Raw genomic sequence first — 17,097 nt, 5'->3', positions numbered from 1 at the left:
TCTCGTATACCTTCGATTTTACCGCCCCCCACTGACAATCGCCCCAGCTCAGACGGGATTTGACAGGGGTACGCGGTACGGTGTGGGGCATGGAGATCTGGATCAATCCCGCCTGTTCGAAGTGCCGCAGCGCCATCGGCCTGCTCGATGCCGAAGGGGCCGGGTACACCGTGCGCCGCTATCTGGAGGACGTCCCCGGCGAGGACGAGCTCCGCGCGCTGCTCGACCGGCTCGGCCTGGAGCCGTGGGACATCACGCGCACCCAGGAGGCGGCGGCGAAGGAGCTCGGCGTCAAGGACTGGCCGCGCGACGCGGGCGCGCGCGAGCAGTGGATCAAGGCCCTGGCCGGGTATCCCAAGCTCATCCAGCGGCCGATCATCACCGCCGACGACGGCACGGCGGTCGTGGCGCGTACGGAGGAGGCCGTACGGGAGGCCCTGGCGCGGTCGCGGCCCACCGGCTGACGGGAGGGCTGACAGCAGGCATCCGGCCTCCCCCGGCGGTATAACGGGTGGTGTGGCACGCCGCTCCGCCGAGGAGGGGCCCATGAAACCCGGCTACCTGCCCATCGAGGACCACGGGATCATCGGCGATCTGCACACCGTGGCGCTCGTCGGGGTCGACGGCACGATCGACTGGTGCTGCCTGCCCCGCTTCGACGCGCCCTCCGTCTTCGGGTCGCTGCTCGACGCCGACCGCGGCGGGTCGTTCTCCGTCACGGTGCGCGACACGGAGCGCACCAAGCAGATGTACATGCCCGACTCGAACGTGCTCCTGACCCGGTTCCTCGGCCAGGGCTCGGTGGCCGAGCTGTACGACTTCATGGTGCCCGACCACCCGTCCTGCCCGGCCTCGGGCACCCGCCAGATCGTGCGGGAGGTGCGCGTGCTGCGCGGCCGGGCGGTGATCGACGTGTGCTGCCGGCCCGCCTTCGACTACGGCCGCGCCCCGCACACGGTCACCCCGGTACGGGGCGCGGGCGCCGTCTTCGCGGGCCCGGCCGGCTTCCTCGCGCTGCGCTCGTCCGTGCCGCTGACGCCGGGCGACGACGGCGCCGCACGCGCGACGGTGACGCTTGAGCCCGGCCAGTCGCTGGAGCTCGCCGTGCAGTGGGACGGGGCGGAGGCCGTACGGGAGGGCGTGGTGCGCCCGCTCGACTGCGCGGAGGCCACCCGGCTGCTGGACACGACGCTGCAGTACTGGGACGGCTGGGTGCGGCAGTCGCAGTACCGGGGCCGCTACCGCGAGGTGGTCGAGCGCTCGGCGCTGGCCCTGAAGCTGCTGGTCTACCAGCCCACCGGCGCCCTGGTCGCCGCGGCGACCACCTCCTTGCCCGAGGCCCCGGGCGGCGGCCGGAACTGGGACTACCGCTACACCTGGATCCGCGACGCCGCCTTCACGCTCTACGCGCTGATGCGGCTGGGCTTCACGGAGGAGGCCGCCGCGTTCATCGACTGGCTCCACCAGCGCTGCGCGCAGGCCCCGCCCGGCACCGGGCTGCAGGTGCTGTATGGCATCGACGGCCGCCCCGACCTGCCCGAGACGGTCCTGGACCACCTCTGCGGCTACAACGGCGCGCGCCCGGTCCGGATCGGCAACGCCGCGGCGGGCCAGACCCAGCTCGACATCCACGGCGAGCTCATGGACTCCGTCTACTTGTACAACAAGCACGCCGAGCCGATCTCCTACGAGCTGTGGGAGGCGCTCGCCCGCCAGCTCGACTGGTTGCAGAAGAACTGGGAGGAGCCCGACGACGGGATCTGGGAGACCCGCGGCGGCCGGCAGCGCTTCACGTACTCCGCGCTGATGACCTGGGTCGCCTTCGAGCGGGCCATGCGCATCGCGCGCCACCGCGGCATGCCGGCCCCCGTCGAGCAGTGGCGGGACACGGCCGCGGCCGCGTACCGGTTCGTGCAGGACCGCTGCTGGTCGCCGGAGCTCGGCGCGTACTGCCAGTACCCGGACAGCCCGACGCTGGACGCCTCGCTGCTGGTGATGCCGCTGGTGAAGTTCTCCGGGCCCAAGGACCCGAGGTTCCTGTCCACGGTGCGGCGGATCGAGGAGGAGCTGGTCAGCGACAGCTTGGTGCACCGCTACCGGACGGACGGCAGCGACGGGCTGGACAGCGGCGAGGGAACGTTCAACCTGTGCTCGTTCTGGTACGTCGAGGCGCTCGCCCGCTCCGGGCGGATCGGCGAGGCCCGCTATGTCTTCGAGAAGATGATCACGCATGCGAACCACCTCGGCCTCTACAGCGAGGAGATCGGGCCCGCGGGCGAGGCGCTCGGGAACTTCCCGCAGGCGTTCACCCACCTCGCGCTGATCAGCGCCGCCACGAACCTGGACCGCGCCCTGGCCACGCACCACGGGCCGGCGGCGCGGCACTGGCACATCCGCTGAGCGGCACCGGCCCGCGGATGGCCATCCGATGAAGATCAGATGCAGGTCAGACGTAGATCAGATGCCCGTCAGACGTCCGCCAGACGTCCGTCAGATGTCCGTCAGCCGCTTCTCCAGGGCCTTCGGATCGGCCCTCCACTCCCGTCCGGCCTGGGCGGCGAACGCGTCCGGGAAGATGTCCTCCTCGCCCGCCTCCAGGCCGTCGATCGTAGCGGCGGCCACCTCGGCAGCGGATGCCGGCGGGAACTCCCCGAACGAGGGCTCGCAGCGGGCCGCGTAGGCGAACATGTCGGTGTCGACGGGCCCCGGGAAGACGGCGTGGACAGCGATGCCGCGCGGGCCGAGGTCCGCCCGTACGGCCTGCGTCATCAGATGCAGCGCGGCCTTCGAGGCCGGGTATCCGCCGAGCGACGGGGTGCCGGCGAAGGCACCGATGCTGATGACGTTGGCGACGGCCCCGCCGCCATTGCGCTCCAGGACGGGCACGAACGCCCGGAGGACGCGCAGGGTGCCCAGGAAATTGGTGCGCATCACGCCCTCGACGGCGCCGAGGTCCATGTCCAGGAGGTGGCCCATCGCGTGCGTGCCGGCGTTGTTCACGAGCAGGGTGACGTCGGACGCCGCTTCCGCCGCGGCTTCGACGGTGGCGGGCACGGTGAGGTCCAGCGCCAGCGGAACCACTCGGTCCGGGGCTTCGGCCACGACCGGTTCCAGGGCGGCCGGATTCCGCGCGGCGGCGTGGACGCGCCGGGCGCCGCGCGCCAGGAACGCGGAGACGAGCGCCCGCCCGATGCCTCGGTTGGCGCCGGTCACGAGCACGGTGGAGCCTTCGACGTGCACTGACACTCCCCTACTCCCCTTCTCTTCGGCTCTTCGGCTCTTCGGCGTTGGCCGGTGGAGCCGGTGGAGCCGGCGGGTCACCTCAGCGGGAGCCCGAACAGCTCTTCCAGCTTCTTCACCGTCTCCGCCGGTTCGGCGTCCAGGACGGTGGTCATGCCGAGGTCCTGGGCAGGCGGCAGGTTGCGGGCCGAGTCGTCCACGAAGACGCAGGCCTCGGCAGGCAGGTTCAGCTTCTTCAGGATGAGCGGGTAGATCCCGGGCTCCGGCTTGCGGACGCCGTGGTCGCCCGACAGCACCACGCCGTCGTACAGGGTGTCGAAGCCGTAGCCCCGGTAGGGGTCGTAGGGGCCGGAGCCGAGGCTGTTGGACAGGATGCCCACCTTCACGCCCGCGCGGCGGGCCGCCTGGCCCGCCGCGAGCATCAGCGGCTCGGGGCGGAGGTCGGCGAGGACCCGGCCGATCAGGTTGTCGGAGCCGACGCCGAGCAGCGCCGCGGTGCGTTCGTTCCACTCCGGCTGGCCGATCCGGCCGAGCTCCAGCTGCGCGTAGATCTCACGCCCTTCCGGGTCCGTGGAGATGACCTGGAGGAACGCGTCGGGGGCGAGGCCCTCGCGCTGGCAGAAGGCCCGGGTGCAGTCGGCGATCGGGCTGGTCAGGACGCCGCCGAAATCGAGCACGAGACCCTGGTGCAGGGGCGGGGGCATGAGAACTCCTCACGGTGGTCGGGCACCGCATCTCTTCCACTCTTCCAACGCACTCAACGACTCATGCGCGGTCGCGACACGAAGTCGTCTCCCCGCGTAGGGGAATTGATCACCATAAGGATGTCGGGAAGTAACAGTGGCTGATTTGATGTTGCCCATGCCGAACCTCAAGCCCGCGCTCACGATCACGCTCGCCGCCATCGCGTTCGCCGTCGCGGCGCCGCAGACGGCCGCCCAGGCCGCCACGACCGCCGATGTTCCGGAATTGAAGGTGCTGACGTACAACACCTTCCTCATGAGCAAGAACCTGTACCCCAACTGGGGGCAGGACCACCGCGCCCGGGAGATACCGGCCGCCGGATTCTTCCGGGGAAATGACGTCGTCGTCCTGCAGGAGGCGTTCGACAACGGCGCCTCCGACGCGCTGAAGGCGAATGCGGCCGGCTCGTACCCGTACCAGACGCCGGTCGTCGGCCGCAGCAAGGACGGCTGGGACGCCACGAGCGGGAACTACTCCTCCACCACTCCGGAGGACGGCGGGGTGACGGTGCTCAGCAAGTGGCCGATCATCCGCAAGGAGCAGGTCATATTCAAGGACGCGTGCGGCGCGGACTGGTGGTCCAACAAGGGTTTCGCCTACGTCGTGCTGAATGTGAACGGCGCGAAGGTGCACGTGGTGGGCACGCACGCGCAGTCGACCGACAGCGGCTGCGCGGCGGGGGAGGCGGCTGCCGACCGAGCGAAGCAGTTCCGCCAGATCGACGCTTTCCTGGACGCGAAGAACATTCCCGCGAACGAGCAGGTCATGGTCGCCGGCGACCTGAATGTGGACGCGCACGGCAGCGAATACGCGTCCATGCTCGCGAATGCCGATCTCGCACCGGCGACGGAGCGCACCGGACACCCGTACTCCTTCGACACGAAGGAGAATTCGATCGCGGCCTACCGCTATCCGACGGACGGCCGCGAGGACCTCGACTACGTCCTGCACCGCAACGGTCACGCCCGCCCGGCGTCCTGGAAGAACACGGTCGTCAAGGAATCGTCCGCGCCGTGGACCGTCTCCAGCTGGGGCAAGGAGTACACCTACACCAACCTCAGCGACCACTACCCGGTCGTCGCCGGGAATTCCTGAACCGGCCGGCGCGGACCGGCCTAGGGTGTGGCGCATGGACGCACCCGAGCCTCCGCCCGCGCCCCGGCGTCATCCGCCCAAGCCCCGGCCCGGCGACCACGTCGCGGTGATCTCGCCGTCGTCGGGGCTGCCGGGCCTCTTCCCCCGCCCGTACGAACTCGGGCTGCGGCGGCTGGAGTCGGAATTCGGGCTGATTCCGGTGGAATACCCGGCGACCCGCAAAATGGGGGCGAGTCCCGCCGAGCGGGCCGCCGATCTGCACGCGGCGTTCACCGACCCGGACATCAGGGCCGTGTTCGCCAGCATCGGCGGGGACGATCAGATCACGGTGCTCCCGCACCTCGACCGGGAACTGGTCCGGGCGCACCCCAAGCCGTTCTTCGGCTACAGCGACAACACCGCCCTGCTGGCCTGGCTGTGGAACGCGGGAATCGTCGGATTCCACGGCGCGAGCGTGATGGTGGAGCTGGGCCGGCCCGGTGCGCTGCACCCCCGGACGGCGGAGTCGCTGCGGGCCGCGCTGTTCTCCCCCGGGCCGTACGAACTGACCGCGCCGGGCGCCTCCAACGACATCGACCGGCCCTGGGACGACCCGGGAACCTTCGCGAGCGAGCCCGTGCTCGCGCCCTGCGACGACTGGTCGTGGCGCAATCCCGGCCGCGCCGCGGTGGAAGGCGCCGCTTGGGGCGGCAACCTCGAAGTGCTGTCGTGGCTGCTGATGGCCGACCGGGAGATCGGGCCGCCGGAGGCGTACGCGGGCTGCGTGCTGTTCCTTGAGACCTCGGAGGAGCTGCCGCCGGCCGAGGAGGTCTTCCGCATCCTGCGCTGCATGGGCGAGCGGCGGCTGTTGCGGCAGTTCTCCGCGCTGCTGATGGGGCGGGCGAAGTCGTGGTCCTTCCAGCGGCCGCTGGGCCGGGAGGACGCGGCGGCGTACCGGCGGGCGCAGCGGGAGGCGGTGGAGCGCGCGCTGGACGCGTACGTGCCGGGCATGCCCGTGGTGTTCGACGTGGACCTGGGGCACACCGATCCGCAGCTGGTGATCCCGTACGGGGGTGTGGTGCGGGTGGACGGGCCGGCCCGCCGGATCACCGTCACGTACTGACCGGATCACCGTCACGTACTGAACCGCCACGTACTGAACCGCCACGTACGGACCTCGCGTACGGGCCGGCACGCCTCGTTGTCAGTGGTGGGTGCCAGGATTCTTCCTACGCGGGTCGCCGAACGGGGGACGGCCCTTCAGCAAGGGGGGAATCCATGCTGCCATCGACGCTGCCCATCACCGTCAACACCGAGTCCGGTGAGGTCCGTTCGCACGTCGGCGCCGAGGAGCTGGCGGGGATCATCGCCCGGCTGGGCGGGGAGGGCGACCGGTTCGCGGTCGTCGAGCGCACGGAGCGGGCGGCGGGCGCGGAGGACGCCGAAAGCGGCGCGGACGCCGGGGGCGGGGGCGACCACTACATCCAGACCTGGCACGAGGGCGACGGGCCGTACGAGGTGGAGTACCGCGAGGGCACGGCCGAGCGGCACTTCGGGGTGCGGATGGAGAGCGCCGGCGAGGTGACGGCCGTGTTCGTGGCGTGGGCGCGGGGCGAGGAGGGGTGGGCGGACGGGTACGCGTGGGAGCGGGTCCGGTTTCCGGCGGAGGAGGAGCCCGGTCCCGGCTCGGATCCGGAGCTGCTGGCGGAGGCGGAGGCAGAGGCGGGCCGGATGATCCGGTGCGGGTTCGGCACGGCCGAGGAGATCACCGAGGCCGTTTCCGACCACTTCCACGCCGACGGCGGCACTCCGCTCTCCGTGCCGGCGGCCCGCCGGATCGTGCGCCGCCTGTGGCGCGAGCGGCTGGCCGAGCAGGAGGGCTGGCCCGAGGTGACCGACGCGGACCGGGTCGCGGCGGCGTTCGCGGCGCTGAACGGCAGCGGTGTCACGGCCCGGATGCACTTCGCCTGCTGCGGCAATTGCGCCTTCACGGAGATCGGCGGCGAGGCCGCCGAGGGCGACCACGGTTTCGTCTTCTTCTACTACGACGACACCCGGCACGCCGCCGACGGAGGCGGCCTCCTGCTGACCTACGGAGCTCACGGGGAGGACGGGAAGGACGGCGAGGAGGGCGGCAAGGAGACTGCGGCCGCCGTGGGGCGGGAGGTCGTGGCCGCTCTCACCACGGCCGGCCTGTCCGTGAAGTGGGACGGTGATCCGGACCGGGCGATACGGGTCGAGCCGCTGGAGTGGCGCAGGCGGCTGCCGGCGGCGTGATCGCCGCACGGGGGCCGGTCCGCCCGCCCCCGTTTTCCGGAGTCGATTGCTCCGTATTTTCCGGGCCCTTCACGGGTGGCGGGCATCACGCCAAGGTCGCGTATCCGCCTGCCCCCGGAGTCTGCTGTCCCGTCGCAGGTCATGCTTCAATAGGGGCATGGCCAGCTTCCAGAACACCGCGACGGGTCGCTTCGACCTCGAGCCCTTCTGGCCTTCCCGTCAGCACGACGACTTCGACCGAGTGTGTTGCCGCGCGACCTCCGCGCAGGCCCTCTCCTCCCGCTGACCCCCACGTCGAAGTCAGCCGCCGGTCCCCGGTCCCGGCCAACGGCCCCGCGCACATGCACGTCCCCTCGACGGTCTCTCGCGCGAAAGAGCTGAGCTCTCCATGACGAACCTCCGTACCCTCACCGTGCCCGTCCCGTCCACCGCGGCCACCGCCACGGCCGCGTCCGCCGCCCCGCACGCCGCGCCGCGCTCCCCGCACGCCGCCCACCCCTCGCATACCGCGCACCGCCACCGGCTCCGGGCCGTCTCGCCGGACGAGGTGCCGCCGGTCGCCGAGCTGCTGCACTCCGGCGCGGCCACCTGGATGCCGGCGCCCCAGCACACCGTGCCGTCGCTGCCCGGCCAGCCGCCGATGATCGGCTATCTGGTGCTCGTCCCGGCGGAGCAGCAGGCCCCCGAGCCCACGCCCGCCGCCACCCACGGGGACGCGCTGGTGAGCATCGACCCCGAGCAGCGCACGGCCAGCGTGGCCGGGCGCCCGCTCGACCTCACGTACCTGGAGTTCGAGCTGCTGGCCCACCTGGTCGCGCACCCCCACCGGGTGCACACGCGCGACCAGTTGGTGACAACCGTGTGGGGTTACGGTCACGTGGGCGACGGCCGGACCGTGGACGTCCACGTGGCCCGGCTGCGCCGCAAGATGGGTGCCGAGCACCGCGCGTCGATCGTGACCGTCCGCCGGGTCGGCTACAAGTACGCGCCGCCGGCCGGCTACTGATCCGGCGCTCCCCGGCCCGGCCCCCCAGCCCGGTGGTCCCAGCAGGCCCGGCGGTCCCGGAAGCCACGGCTCCGAAGGTAAAGGCCGAGCTCAGAGGGGGGCTAGGTACACCATGGCCGGGGCGGCACCCCCCGTGACGATCATGCCGCGGTCGTCCACACTGGTTCCCGGGCCCGAGGTGCGGGCCCGGGAGCGCACCACCAGGGGGAACACCGGATGAAGAAGATCAGCAGCGCACTGCTGACGGCAGCGCGCGGCCTGTGGCTGGCGATCTTCGGCATGGCGACGTCGATCCTGCTGTTCGTGCTCACCGTGCTCTCGATCGTGTTCACGGTGCTGGGGATCGGCCTGTTCACCACCCCCGTGGCCGTGGCGGCCCTCCGGGCCCACGCCTCCCTGCGCCGCCGCCAGGCGAAGACGTGGGCGGGCGTGGAGATCCCCGAGCCGTACCGTCCGCTGCCCGCCCGGCGCCGCGGCCTCGCGGGTCAGGTGGAGCTCTGCACGGCCCTGCTCAAGGACCCCGCCACCTGGCGCGACCTGCTGTGGCTGCTGGTGGACGCGACGGCCGGCACGGTGCTGGCCCTGCTGCCGCCCGCCTTCGTCCTCTACCTGCCCTGGGGCGCTGTGCTGGCCCTCGGTGTCTGGAAGCCGATCGACCAAGCCGGCGGAGGCCTGTGGTTCACCTTCGTCCACATCACCGACCAGTCCACCGCGAACCTGGCGGCCGCGCTCGGCCTGGTCTGGGGCGTCGTGGGCGTCCTCATCGCCCGGCCCCTGCTGCGCGCGGACTTCCTGCTGGCCAAGCAGTTGCTGCAGCCGACCCACGCGACCCTCCGCGAGCGCGAGCTGGCCCGGCGGGTCGACCGGCTCACCGAGTCCCGCCACGACGCGGTGGACAGCTCCGCGGCCGAGCTGCGCCGCATCGAGCGCGATCTGCACGACGGGGCGCAGGCCCGCCTGGTCGCCATGGGCATGAGCCTGGGAACGATCGAGGCCCTGATCGAGAAGGATCCGGCCCGCGCCAAGAAGCTCGTCGCCGCGGCCCGCGCCGACTCCGCCGAGGCCCTGACCGAGCTGCGCGACCTGGTGCGGGGCATCCACCCGCCGGTGCTCGCCGAGCGCGGCCTGGGCGACGCCCTGCGGGCCCTGGCCCTGCGGATGCCGCTGCCCGTCGAGGTGGACGTCGAGCTGGCGGGCAGGGCGGAGGAGCCGGTCGAGACGGCGGCGTACTTCGCGGTGAGCGAGGTGCTCACCAACGCCGCCAAGCACTCGGGGGCCCGGCAGGTGTGGCTCGACGTGCACCACGCGGAGGGCACGCTGCGGATCTCCGTGACGGACGACGGCCGCGGCGGGGCGGGCGTCCCGGCCGGAGGCGCGGCCGGGGCGGAGCGTCCGGCGGGTTCCGGGCTCGCCGGCATCGAGCGGCGCATCGGCACGCTGGACGGCGTCCTGGCCGTGAGCAGCCCCGTGGGCGGTCCCACTCTGGTCACGATGGAGATCCCCTGCGCTTTGCGCTGACACGTGCGTCGGCGACGATGAGGGCGAACCCCACCTGAACCGCAGACGCTGGAGTGCCCGTTGCGCGTTGTGCTCGCCGAAGACCTGTTCCTGCTCAGGGACGGCCTGGTCCGGATGCTGGAGGCGTACGACTTCGAGATCGCGGCGGCGGTGGAGAGCGGCCCCGAGCTGTCCCGGGCCCTCGCCGAGCTGCGGCCGGACGTGGCGGTGGTGGACGTACGGCTGCCGCCGTCGTTCACCGACGAGGGCCTGCAGTGCGCGCTCGCCGCGCGGCGGGAGACGCCGGGCCTGCCGGTGCTGGTGCTGTCCCAGCACGTCGAGCAGCTGTACGCGCGGGAGCTGCTCGCGGACGGCAGCGGGAGCGTCGGCTATCTGCTGAAGGACCGGGTCTTCGACGCCGACCAGTTCGTGGACGCGGTCCGCAGGGTCGCGGCGGGCGGCACGGCCATGGATCCGCAGGTCATCTCGCAGCTGCTGTCGCGGCGGGCGCAGGACCGGCCGATGGGCCGGCTGACGCCGCGCGAGCGGGAGGTGATCGAGCTGATGGCCCAGGGCCGGTCGAACGCGGCGATCGCCGCGCAGCTGCACGTGACCGAGCGGGCGGTGGCGAAGCACACGTCGAACATCTTCGGGAAGCTCGGTCTGCCGCCGTCCGACGACGACAACCGCCGCGTCCTCGCGGTGCTGGCGTATCTCGACCGGGGCTGACCGCCTCCCGGCCAGGGCTGACCGGCCGGGAGGCTGACCGGCCGACCGGCCGACCGATCACGGCTGAACGCCGAGCGCGCCCCATTGCTCCCTCTGGTGACGCCGGTTAACGTGCGCCGCGCACGCGTCCGTTGTCGCATTCAGCACAGTGGAGAGCGCCATGACCGATCAGCCGACCCGTCAGACGCCCCGCCAGACGCCCCGCCAGACGACAGATCAGACGACAGACCAGCCGACCGATCAGCCGAGGCCGTCGAGACGCCTGCTGCTGGGGACCGCCGGTGCGCTCGGAGCCGGAGCCGCCCTCGCCGTTACCCACGCGCCGCCCGCCCGGGCCGCGGCCCTTGCGCCCTTCGACGCAGGCCCCGCCGCGGCGGCCCTCGTGCGGCTGCTGGGCAAGGGGCACGCGGAGCAGTTCCGGCTGACCGCGCTCGCGGCCACCGGGGACGAGGACCGGTTCGAGGTGACCGGCCGCACGGGGCGGATCGAGGTCGCCGGCACGAGCCCGGCGGTGCTGCTGACGGGGGTGCACTGGTACCTCAAATACGTGTGCGGGGCGCACATCACCTGGGGCGCGCGCCACGTGGACCTGCCGCGCGGCCTGCCCGCCCCGGCCCGCCCGCTGAAACGATCCAGCAGGCTCCGGCACCGCTTCGCCCTCAACGACACCAACGACGGCTACACCTTCCCGTACGCCGACTGGCCCTACTGGGAACGGATGATCGACGTCCTGGCCCTGCACGGCTGCAACGAGGTCCTCGTCATAAGCGGGCACGAAGCGGTCTACCAGCGTGTCCTCCTCGACTTCGGCTACAGCGACGCCGAGGCCCGCGACTGGCTGCCCGCCCCTTCCCACCAGCCGTGGTGGCTCCTTTCGAACCTCAGCGGCTACGGCGGCCCGCTCGGCCAGAAGCTCATCGACTCCCGCGCCGCCCTCGGCGCCCGGATCACCGCACGGCTGCGCGAGCTGGGCATGGCGCCCGTGCTCCCCGGCTACTACGGCTCCGTGCCGGAAGGTTTCGCCGCGCGCAACGCCGACGCGCGCGTCGTCCCGCAGGGCACCTGGCACGGCTTCCGGCGCCCCGACTGGCTGGACCCGCGCTCCGGCGCGTTCGCCCGCGTCGCCTCCTCCTTCTACGGGCACCAGACCCGTCTCCTCGGCCCCGCGCAGCACTACAAGATGGACCTGCTGCACGAGGGCGGCACCGCGGGTGACGTGCCCGTCGCGGCCGCCGCCCGGGCCGTCGAGCAGGCCCTGCGCACCGCGCACCCGGACGCGACGTGGGTGATCGTCGGCTGGGAGGACAACCCGCTGCCCGAGCTGCTCGGCGCCGTCGACCGCCGGCGGATGCTGATCGTCGACGGCGTCTCCGACCGTTTCACGGGCGTGCCCGACCGCGAGAAGGACTGGGGCGGCACCCCGTACGCGTTCGGCAGCATCCCCAACTACGGCGGGCGCACCACGCTCGGCGCCAAGACGCACGTGTGGGACGAGCGGTTCTTCGCGTGGCGCGACAAGCCGGGCAGCGCCCTGGCCGGCACGGCGTACATGCCCGAGGGCGCCGACCGCGACCCGGCCGCCTTCGAGTACTTCTCCGAGCTGGCGTGGCTGGACAGCGCGCCCGGCCGGGCCCAGTGGTTCGGCGCCTACGCGGCCTTCCGCTACGGCCGTGCGGACAAGGCGGCGCGGGAGGCGTGGACCGTGCTGGGCGACACCGCGTACCGGCAGAACGCCCCCGAGCGCAGCGACCCGCACGACAGCCTCTTCGCCGCCCGTCCGGCCCTCGGGGCGGACCGCGCCGCCGAGTACGCGCCGAGCGCCCCCGCCTACGACCCCGTCCGCTTCGACGCCGCCCTCGGCGGGCTGCTCGGCGTCGCGGCGGGCCTGCGCGGCGCGGACACGTACCGCTACGACCTGGTCGACGTGGCCCGGCAGGCTGTCGCCCACCGCAGCCGGGTGCTCCTCCCCCAGCTCAAGGAGGCGTACGCGCGCAAGGACCGCGCCGCCTTCCGCGCGCTGTCCGCGCTGTGGCTGAAGCTGATGCGCCTCGCCGACGACATCGCCGGCACGCACAAGGCCTTCATGCTCGGCCCCTGGACCGCGGCCGCCCGGGCGATGGGCTCCGGCGCCGACGAGGCCGCCGAGCTGGAGCGCACCGCGCGCGTGCTCATCACCGTGTGGGGGTCGCGGAGCACGTCCGACGGCGGCAGGCTGCACGACTACGGGAGCCGCGACTGGCACGGCCTCGTCGGCGACTTCTACCTGCCGCGCTGGCGGCGCTGGCTGGAGGAGCTGGAGGACGCGTTGCGGGCCGGGCGGGCGCCGCGGGCCGTGGACTGGTTCACGATAGAGGAGTTCTGGACGCGCGAGCGCACCGAGCACCCCGTGCGGCCGGCGGGCGACCCGTACCGCACGGCGGTGCGCGTGCGGGACACGCTGGCCGCCGCGCCCTACCAGGGGGCGCTCGCGACCGTGCTCGACCCGGTGGCCGTCGCGCCCGGCGGCACGGCGGCCCTCTCCGCCTCGCTCACGAACGTCAACGGCTTCCGCGCCACCGGCCGCGTCGACCTCGCCGTGACGGGGCTGCCCGCCGAAGCGCAGGGCCCCGCGTCGGTGCCGCGGCTGGAGCCCGGCGCCACGGTGTCGGCACGCTGGCGCGTCACCGCCCCCGCGGGACCTCTGGAACGGCCGCTGCAGCCGCTGCCGTACGAGGTGAGCGCGCGCTACGGGCCGCAGGGCGAGGAGCCCGTGCGGGCCGTGCGAGCGGGAACGCTGTTCGTGGCCGGGCCGCTGTCCGACGGCTGGCGGACGGTCACCAACAACGCGGCCGTCTTCGGGCAGTTGGGCGAGGACCGCTTCGGGATCGACGGCTCCGGCGACGACCTGTGGAAGCGGACCGAGGAGTTCGGCGCGGTGTACCGGGCGGGCGCGCTGGGCGCCGGCGCGGCCGTCGGCGTGCGGGTCCTCAGCCAGACCGACACGAACAGCTGGGCCCGCGCGGGCATCATGGCGCGGAACGCGCTCGGCGCGCGGGGGTCGGCGGGGGCGGTGAACCTCGCGCTGACGCCCGGGCAGGGCGTCGTCCTGTCGTACGACGCGAACGGCGACGGCTTGTTCGACGCCTACCGGCAGGTGGCCGGCGTCCGCGCCCCGGTCTCCCTGCGGCTGACGCGCACGGGGCCGGACGTGTTCACCGCGGAGTACTCCACGGACGGCACGACGTGGCTCCCGGTCGCCACGGCGAGGGTGCCGGGGGTGGCTCCCGCCCAGGACGTGGGCCTGTTCCTGACGGCAGGGAACGACGGCAGCGGGGCGCGGGGGCTGGCTCAGTTTGCCGACTGGTCGGTAGGGGGCCGCTTGCCGCAGGGGGCGGGGACGGCCCGTTAGGCCGGTTCGGGACCGCCGGTATCCCCGGTCATGGTTGCGCACCGTCGCGGCGGGAGATTTCGCCGGCGAGCGGTCGAGAGGCCCGGCCTCTCGTCTCCGCCGCAGCGGCGATCGGCCCCCACGGCGGTGTCCGGCGGTGCCGGTCCCACCGGACCCGTACGGCCTGGTGAACAGCGGACGCGCCCCCGCAGGCGCGGGCTCGGGCTCTGTTAGGCACAATAACGGTAGATAAACGGCAAATATCTGAGCAATATCAGACACGCTGTGCGCTACAGACACAGGAGACGCCCGCATGCCGCAGTTCGACGCCTCGACCATCATCAACCTCCGCGACCTCGGAGGCATCGCGCTGACCGGCGACTCCGCCGTCCGCCCCGGCCTGCTGCTGCGCTCGGGCCAGCTCGACCGGCTCGACCCCGCCACCGACCCGGCGGTCGCCGCCCTCGGCATCCACACGGTCGTCGACCTGCGTACCGAGCACGAGCGGGACGAGCGGCCCGACCAGGTCCCGGACGGCGCCCGGCTGATCGTCGCGGACGTGATGGCCGACAGCGCGGCGGCCCGCGCCGCCGCCTCGGGCGACGACGTGCCGGCCAGGCTCGACTCCGTGCTGGGCAGCCCCGCCCTCGCCGAGGAGCACCTGGGCAGCGGCAAGGCCGAGAAGCTGCTCTGCGACTCGTACCGCTCCTTCGTCACCTCGGAGTCGGCCTGTTCCGCCTACGGCCGCCTGCTGTCGGCGCTCGCCGAGCCGGACTGCGGCCCGCTGCTGTTCCACTGCACGGCGGGCAAGGACCGCACGGGCTGGGCGGCGGCCGTGATCCTGCTGCTCCTGGGCGCGGACGAGGAGACGGTCCGCGCCGAGTACCTCGCCGTGAACCCGGCGGTACGGGCCGCCTTCGCCCCGCTCAGCGACCGCTTCACCGCGGCGGGCGGCGACCCGGAGATCGCCGACGCGATCCTCGGTGTGCGCTCGGCGTACCTCACGGCGGCGCTGGAGGAGATGGAGCGCACTTACGGCGGGGTGGAGGCGTACGTCCGCGACGGCCTCGGCATCCCCGACGACGCCGTCGACCGCATCCGGGCGCGCTGCATCGCCTGAGGCCCCCGCGAGGGGCGGGGCCGGGGGGCGCGGAGGGGTGAGGTGACCATCTCACCATTCACTCGTTCTATGGATCGTGGAGCAGCAAGCGACAGCCCCCCGCCCCCTCCCCTCCCCCGTCGACGTCGAGCAGGCCGAGGCCGCGCTCATCGAGCACTACCCGCGCCTGGTGCGCCTCGGGTACCTCGTCCTGCCGCCGTCGCTGGGCCGCAACCGCCGCGTGCTGACCGCGCACGCCCTCGTCCAGCGCGCCCTGCCGCGCAACCGCGTCGCGGCGGACGAGCAGGCCGGGCTCCCGGTGCCGGCGCCGCGCGGGCCCGGCGGCTCCCCCGCCGACCCCGGCTACTCCTACGTGCGGCTGCGGGTACTGCGGTCGGCGCTGGAGGCCGGCCTGCCGCGCGGGCGCTGGCAGTTGCCGCGCCCGGGCCAGCTGCCGCCGCTGCTGCCGCAGGTGTGGGGGCTGCGGCTGTTCCCCCGCTCGGGCGGCGCCGACGAGCTCGCCCTGGACCAGGCGCTGTCCGGCCTCTCCGGCCCCGGCCGGGCGGCGTACGTGCTCCGCGCCCTGGAGCTGCCCGCGGACCGTGACGTCCGGCAGGTGCTGGCCGCGGCGGGCGTCGAGGACCCGGGGGCGGCGGTCCTCGAAGCGGACGGGCTGCGCGCCCCGGCGGGCAGCCGGGACGCCTCGCTGCTGGAGTCGATGGAGTTCGACCCCTGCTCCCTGCAGGCCCGGCCCACGGATCTGATGCGCCGCCGGCACCACACCCGGGCGGCGCTCGCGGCCCTCGCGGCGGCAGCGGTGTGCGGGGTCCTCGTGGCCCTGCCGGGCAACGGCTGGGGCCCGGACGGCGCCGCCGCCCCGCCCTACGCGCAGAACGCCGCGGCGCAGCAGGCCCTCGACCCGGCCAAGTTGACGAAGGCGGCGCCCGGCGCCTGGAAGACCGCGGACCGCCCCGGCTTCGCCGCATGGCCCGCCCGCGGCAACCGCCTCGGCGACGAGGAGCTGCTGCACCGCGCGCTCGCCGTGTGGGCGCGCCCCGGCCGCTCGGTGCAGGTCACGGCCACCCCCGGCACCCCGTCCGGGCCCGCCGCCGGCCCGCCCCAGCTGCTGTTCGCGGGCGAGGTCGGCCAGGCCGCGGTCGTACTGCTCCACGACGGCCTGCGCGTCGTGCGCTACGCCGAGTCTAAGGACGGCGACACCGGCGCCGCGGCCCTGGACTTCGCCCGGACGGACGCCGCGGACGCCGGCAGCGCGACGGCCGTCGTCGTGGGCCGCGCCGACAACAACGTCCGCTATCTGACCGCTCCTTGGGTCGACGAGGTCTCCGTGCGCGACCTCCTCAAGCCCGGTGACGCCCCGATCCCGCTGCGCCGCGACGCCGACGGCGTGACCGACCCGACGCCCAGCCCGGCCCCCGGCAACGACTGCGACGGCTGGCCCGCCCTGCAGATGGGCGGCCACCTCGTCACCGACCTCGGCGAGCTGGCCCCCGCCCTCCTCACCGCGGGCACTCCCGCCGCCGCCCGCGATGTCAGCGGCGACCGGGGCCGGGCCGGCTGGGCCCACGCCGCCTGTCACCTGCAGACCATGCGGGGCCAGGGCGTGCGCTCGGTCAACGCCTGGCCGTTCGCGGCCCAGCAGCTCCCCGGCGGGGCCGGCAGCGCGGAGTGGACGTGCACCCGCGCCGAAACGTGGCGGGGCGCGGGCAGCCGGGCGCTGGCCCTGTTCCAGCCGCCGGGCACGCGGGCCGGGGCGCCGGCCAGCGTCGTCGCCCGCGCCGAGTCCTCGCCCGCCTGCGGGGCCCGCGACCCGCACGTCCTCGCGGGCGTCCTGTGGAAGGCGGCGAGCGGCACGTGGTACGCCCTGGCGGCCGGCGACGGCGACGTCCGGTCCATCACGGCCACGGGCGGCGTCCACGGCACCGCCGCCGGCGACCGGCTGGCCGTGCCGGCCAAGGCCGGGGCCCAGGCCGAGCTGAGCGCCCGCCTCGCCGACGGAACGCGGATTTCCACTCTGCGATAGCGCCGGTCCAAGAGCTGAAATAG

General features: G+C 73.6%; 14 protein-coding genes. 12 read left to right on the top strand and 2 right to left on the bottom strand.

Going from position 1 to position 17,097, the window contains the following annotated elements; translation table 11 throughout:
- The first annotated feature begins 89 nt into the window (after positions 1-89).
- A complete protein-coding gene (locus IF61_RS0102950; protein WP_030364600.1) occupies positions 90-464 on the top strand; it encodes an ArsC/Spx/MgsR family protein in 375 nt (124 codons plus the stop codon).
- A gap of 82 nt (positions 465-546) precedes the next feature.
- On the top strand, positions 547-2,400 hold the full coding sequence (locus IF61_RS0102945; protein WP_052392352.1) for a glycoside hydrolase family 15 protein: 1,854 nt from the start codon (positions 547-549) through the stop codon (positions 2,398-2,400).
- 90 nt (positions 2,401-2,490) lie between these two features.
- Here the strand turns inward: IF61_RS0102945 and IF61_RS0102940 are convergent, their stop codons facing one another.
- Positions 2,491-3,246 (bottom strand): SDR family NAD(P)-dependent oxidoreductase, encoded by a 756-nt coding sequence (locus IF61_RS0102940; protein WP_052392351.1) that lies wholly within the window; start codon positions 3,244-3,246, stop codon positions 2,491-2,493.
- A gap of 71 nt (positions 3,247-3,317) precedes the next feature.
- Positions 3,318-3,944, bottom strand: a complete 627-nt coding sequence (locus IF61_RS0102935; RefSeq protein ID WP_030364597.1) for an HAD-IA family hydrolase — start codon at positions 3,942-3,944, stop codon at positions 3,318-3,320.
- A gap of 157 nt (positions 3,945-4,101) precedes the next feature.
- On the opposite strand from IF61_RS0102935, the gene sph reads away from it, so the two are divergent.
- From sph to IF61_RS0102880, 10 genes are all read left to right on the top strand, one after another.
- Positions 4,102-5,079 carry a sphingomyelin phosphodiesterase gene (gene sph, locus IF61_RS0102930; protein WP_030364596.1) on the top strand — a complete coding sequence of 326 codons (978 nt, stop codon included), beginning with the start codon at positions 4,102-4,104 and terminating at the stop codon, positions 5,077-5,079.
- A 34-nt stretch (positions 5,080-5,113) separates the two neighbouring features.
- Positions 5,114-6,181, top strand: coding sequence for a S66 family peptidase (locus IF61_RS0102925; protein WP_030364595.1), 1,068 nt, complete (start codon positions 5,114-5,116; stop codon positions 6,179-6,181).
- A gap of 155 nt (positions 6,182-6,336) precedes the next feature.
- A complete protein-coding gene (locus IF61_RS0102920) occupies positions 6,337-7,335 on the top strand; it encodes a DUF6891 domain-containing protein (RefSeq protein ID WP_030364594.1) in 999 nt (332 codons plus the stop codon).
- Positions 7,336-7,492: 157 nt separating this feature from the next.
- Positions 7,493-7,621, top strand: a complete 129-nt coding sequence (locus IF61_RS37400) for a hypothetical protein (RefSeq protein ID WP_268829747.1) — start codon at positions 7,493-7,495, stop codon at positions 7,619-7,621.
- Positions 7,622-7,723: 102 nt separating this feature from the next.
- Positions 7,724-8,341, top strand: coding sequence for a winged helix-turn-helix domain-containing protein (locus IF61_RS0102910; protein ID WP_030364593.1), 618 nt, complete (start codon positions 7,724-7,726; stop codon positions 8,339-8,341).
- Between the two features lie 216 nt (positions 8,342-8,557).
- Positions 8,558-9,859 carry a sensor histidine kinase gene (locus IF61_RS0102900; protein WP_030364592.1) on the top strand — a complete coding sequence of 434 codons (1,302 nt, stop codon included), beginning with the start codon at positions 8,558-8,560 and terminating at the stop codon, positions 9,857-9,859.
- Positions 9,860-9,919: 60 nt separating this feature from the next.
- Positions 9,920-10,567 (top strand): LuxR C-terminal-related transcriptional regulator, encoded by a 648-nt coding sequence (locus tag IF61_RS0102895; RefSeq protein WP_030364591.1) that lies wholly within the window; start codon positions 9,920-9,922, stop codon positions 10,565-10,567.
- Between the two features lie 160 nt (positions 10,568-10,727).
- Positions 10,728-13,955: an alpha-N-acetylglucosaminidase gene (locus IF61_RS0102890; protein WP_078659933.1), complete on the top strand. Its 3,228-nt coding sequence runs from the start codon at positions 10,728-10,730 to the stop codon at positions 13,953-13,955.
- Between the two features lie 292 nt (positions 13,956-14,247).
- Positions 14,248-15,054, top strand: coding sequence for a tyrosine-protein phosphatase (locus IF61_RS0102885; RefSeq protein WP_030364589.1), 807 nt, complete (start codon positions 14,248-14,250; stop codon positions 15,052-15,054).
- Between the two features lie 76 nt (positions 15,055-15,130).
- On the top strand, positions 15,131-17,074 hold the full coding sequence (locus IF61_RS0102880; protein ID WP_052392350.1) for a hypothetical protein: 1,944 nt from the start codon (positions 15,131-15,133) through the stop codon (positions 17,072-17,074).
- The last annotated feature ends 23 nt before the right edge of the window (positions 17,075-17,097 follow it).

It is taken from the genome of Streptomyces roseoverticillatus, assembly GCF_000719265.1.
GTDB lineage: Bacteria > Actinomycetota > Actinomycetes > Streptomycetales > Streptomycetaceae > Streptomyces > Streptomyces roseoverticillatus.
The sequence above is the reverse complement of the archived record's forward strand: the minus strand, read 5'-3'. Positions and strand labels throughout refer to the sequence as shown.

Bases quoted from the DNA above. Each gene is read 5' to 3' on its own strand.
- IF61_RS0102950 (WP_030364600.1), top strand. From the start codon at position 90: ATGGAGATCTGGATCAATCCCGCCTGTTCGAAGTGCCGCAGCGCCATC.
- IF61_RS0102945 (WP_052392352.1), top strand. From the start codon at position 547: ATGAAACCCGGCTACCTGCCCATCGAGGACCACGGGATCATCGGCGAT.
- IF61_RS0102935 (WP_030364597.1), bottom strand. From the start codon at position 3,944: ATGCCCCCGCCCCTGCACCAGGGTCTCGTGCTCGATTTCGGCGGCGTC.
- sph (WP_030364596.1), top strand. From the start codon at position 4,102: ATGCCGAACCTCAAGCCCGCGCTCACGATCACGCTCGCCGCCATCGCG.
- IF61_RS0102925 (WP_030364595.1), top strand. From the start codon at position 5,114: ATGGACGCACCCGAGCCTCCGCCCGCGCCCCGGCGTCATCCGCCCAAG.
- IF61_RS0102920 (WP_030364594.1), top strand. From the start codon at position 6,337: ATGCTGCCATCGACGCTGCCCATCACCGTCAACACCGAGTCCGGTGAG.
- IF61_RS37400 (WP_268829747.1), top strand. From the start codon at position 7,493: ATGGCCAGCTTCCAGAACACCGCGACGGGTCGCTTCGACCTCGAGCCC.
- IF61_RS0102910 (WP_030364593.1), top strand. From the start codon at position 7,724: ATGACGAACCTCCGTACCCTCACCGTGCCCGTCCCGTCCACCGCGGCC.
- IF61_RS0102900 (WP_030364592.1), top strand. From the start codon at position 8,558: ATGAAGAAGATCAGCAGCGCACTGCTGACGGCAGCGCGCGGCCTGTGG.
- IF61_RS0102890 (WP_078659933.1), top strand. From the start codon at position 10,728: ATGACCGATCAGCCGACCCGTCAGACGCCCCGCCAGACGCCCCGCCAG.
- IF61_RS0102885 (WP_030364589.1), top strand. From the start codon at position 14,248: ATGCCGCAGTTCGACGCCTCGACCATCATCAACCTCCGCGACCTCGGA.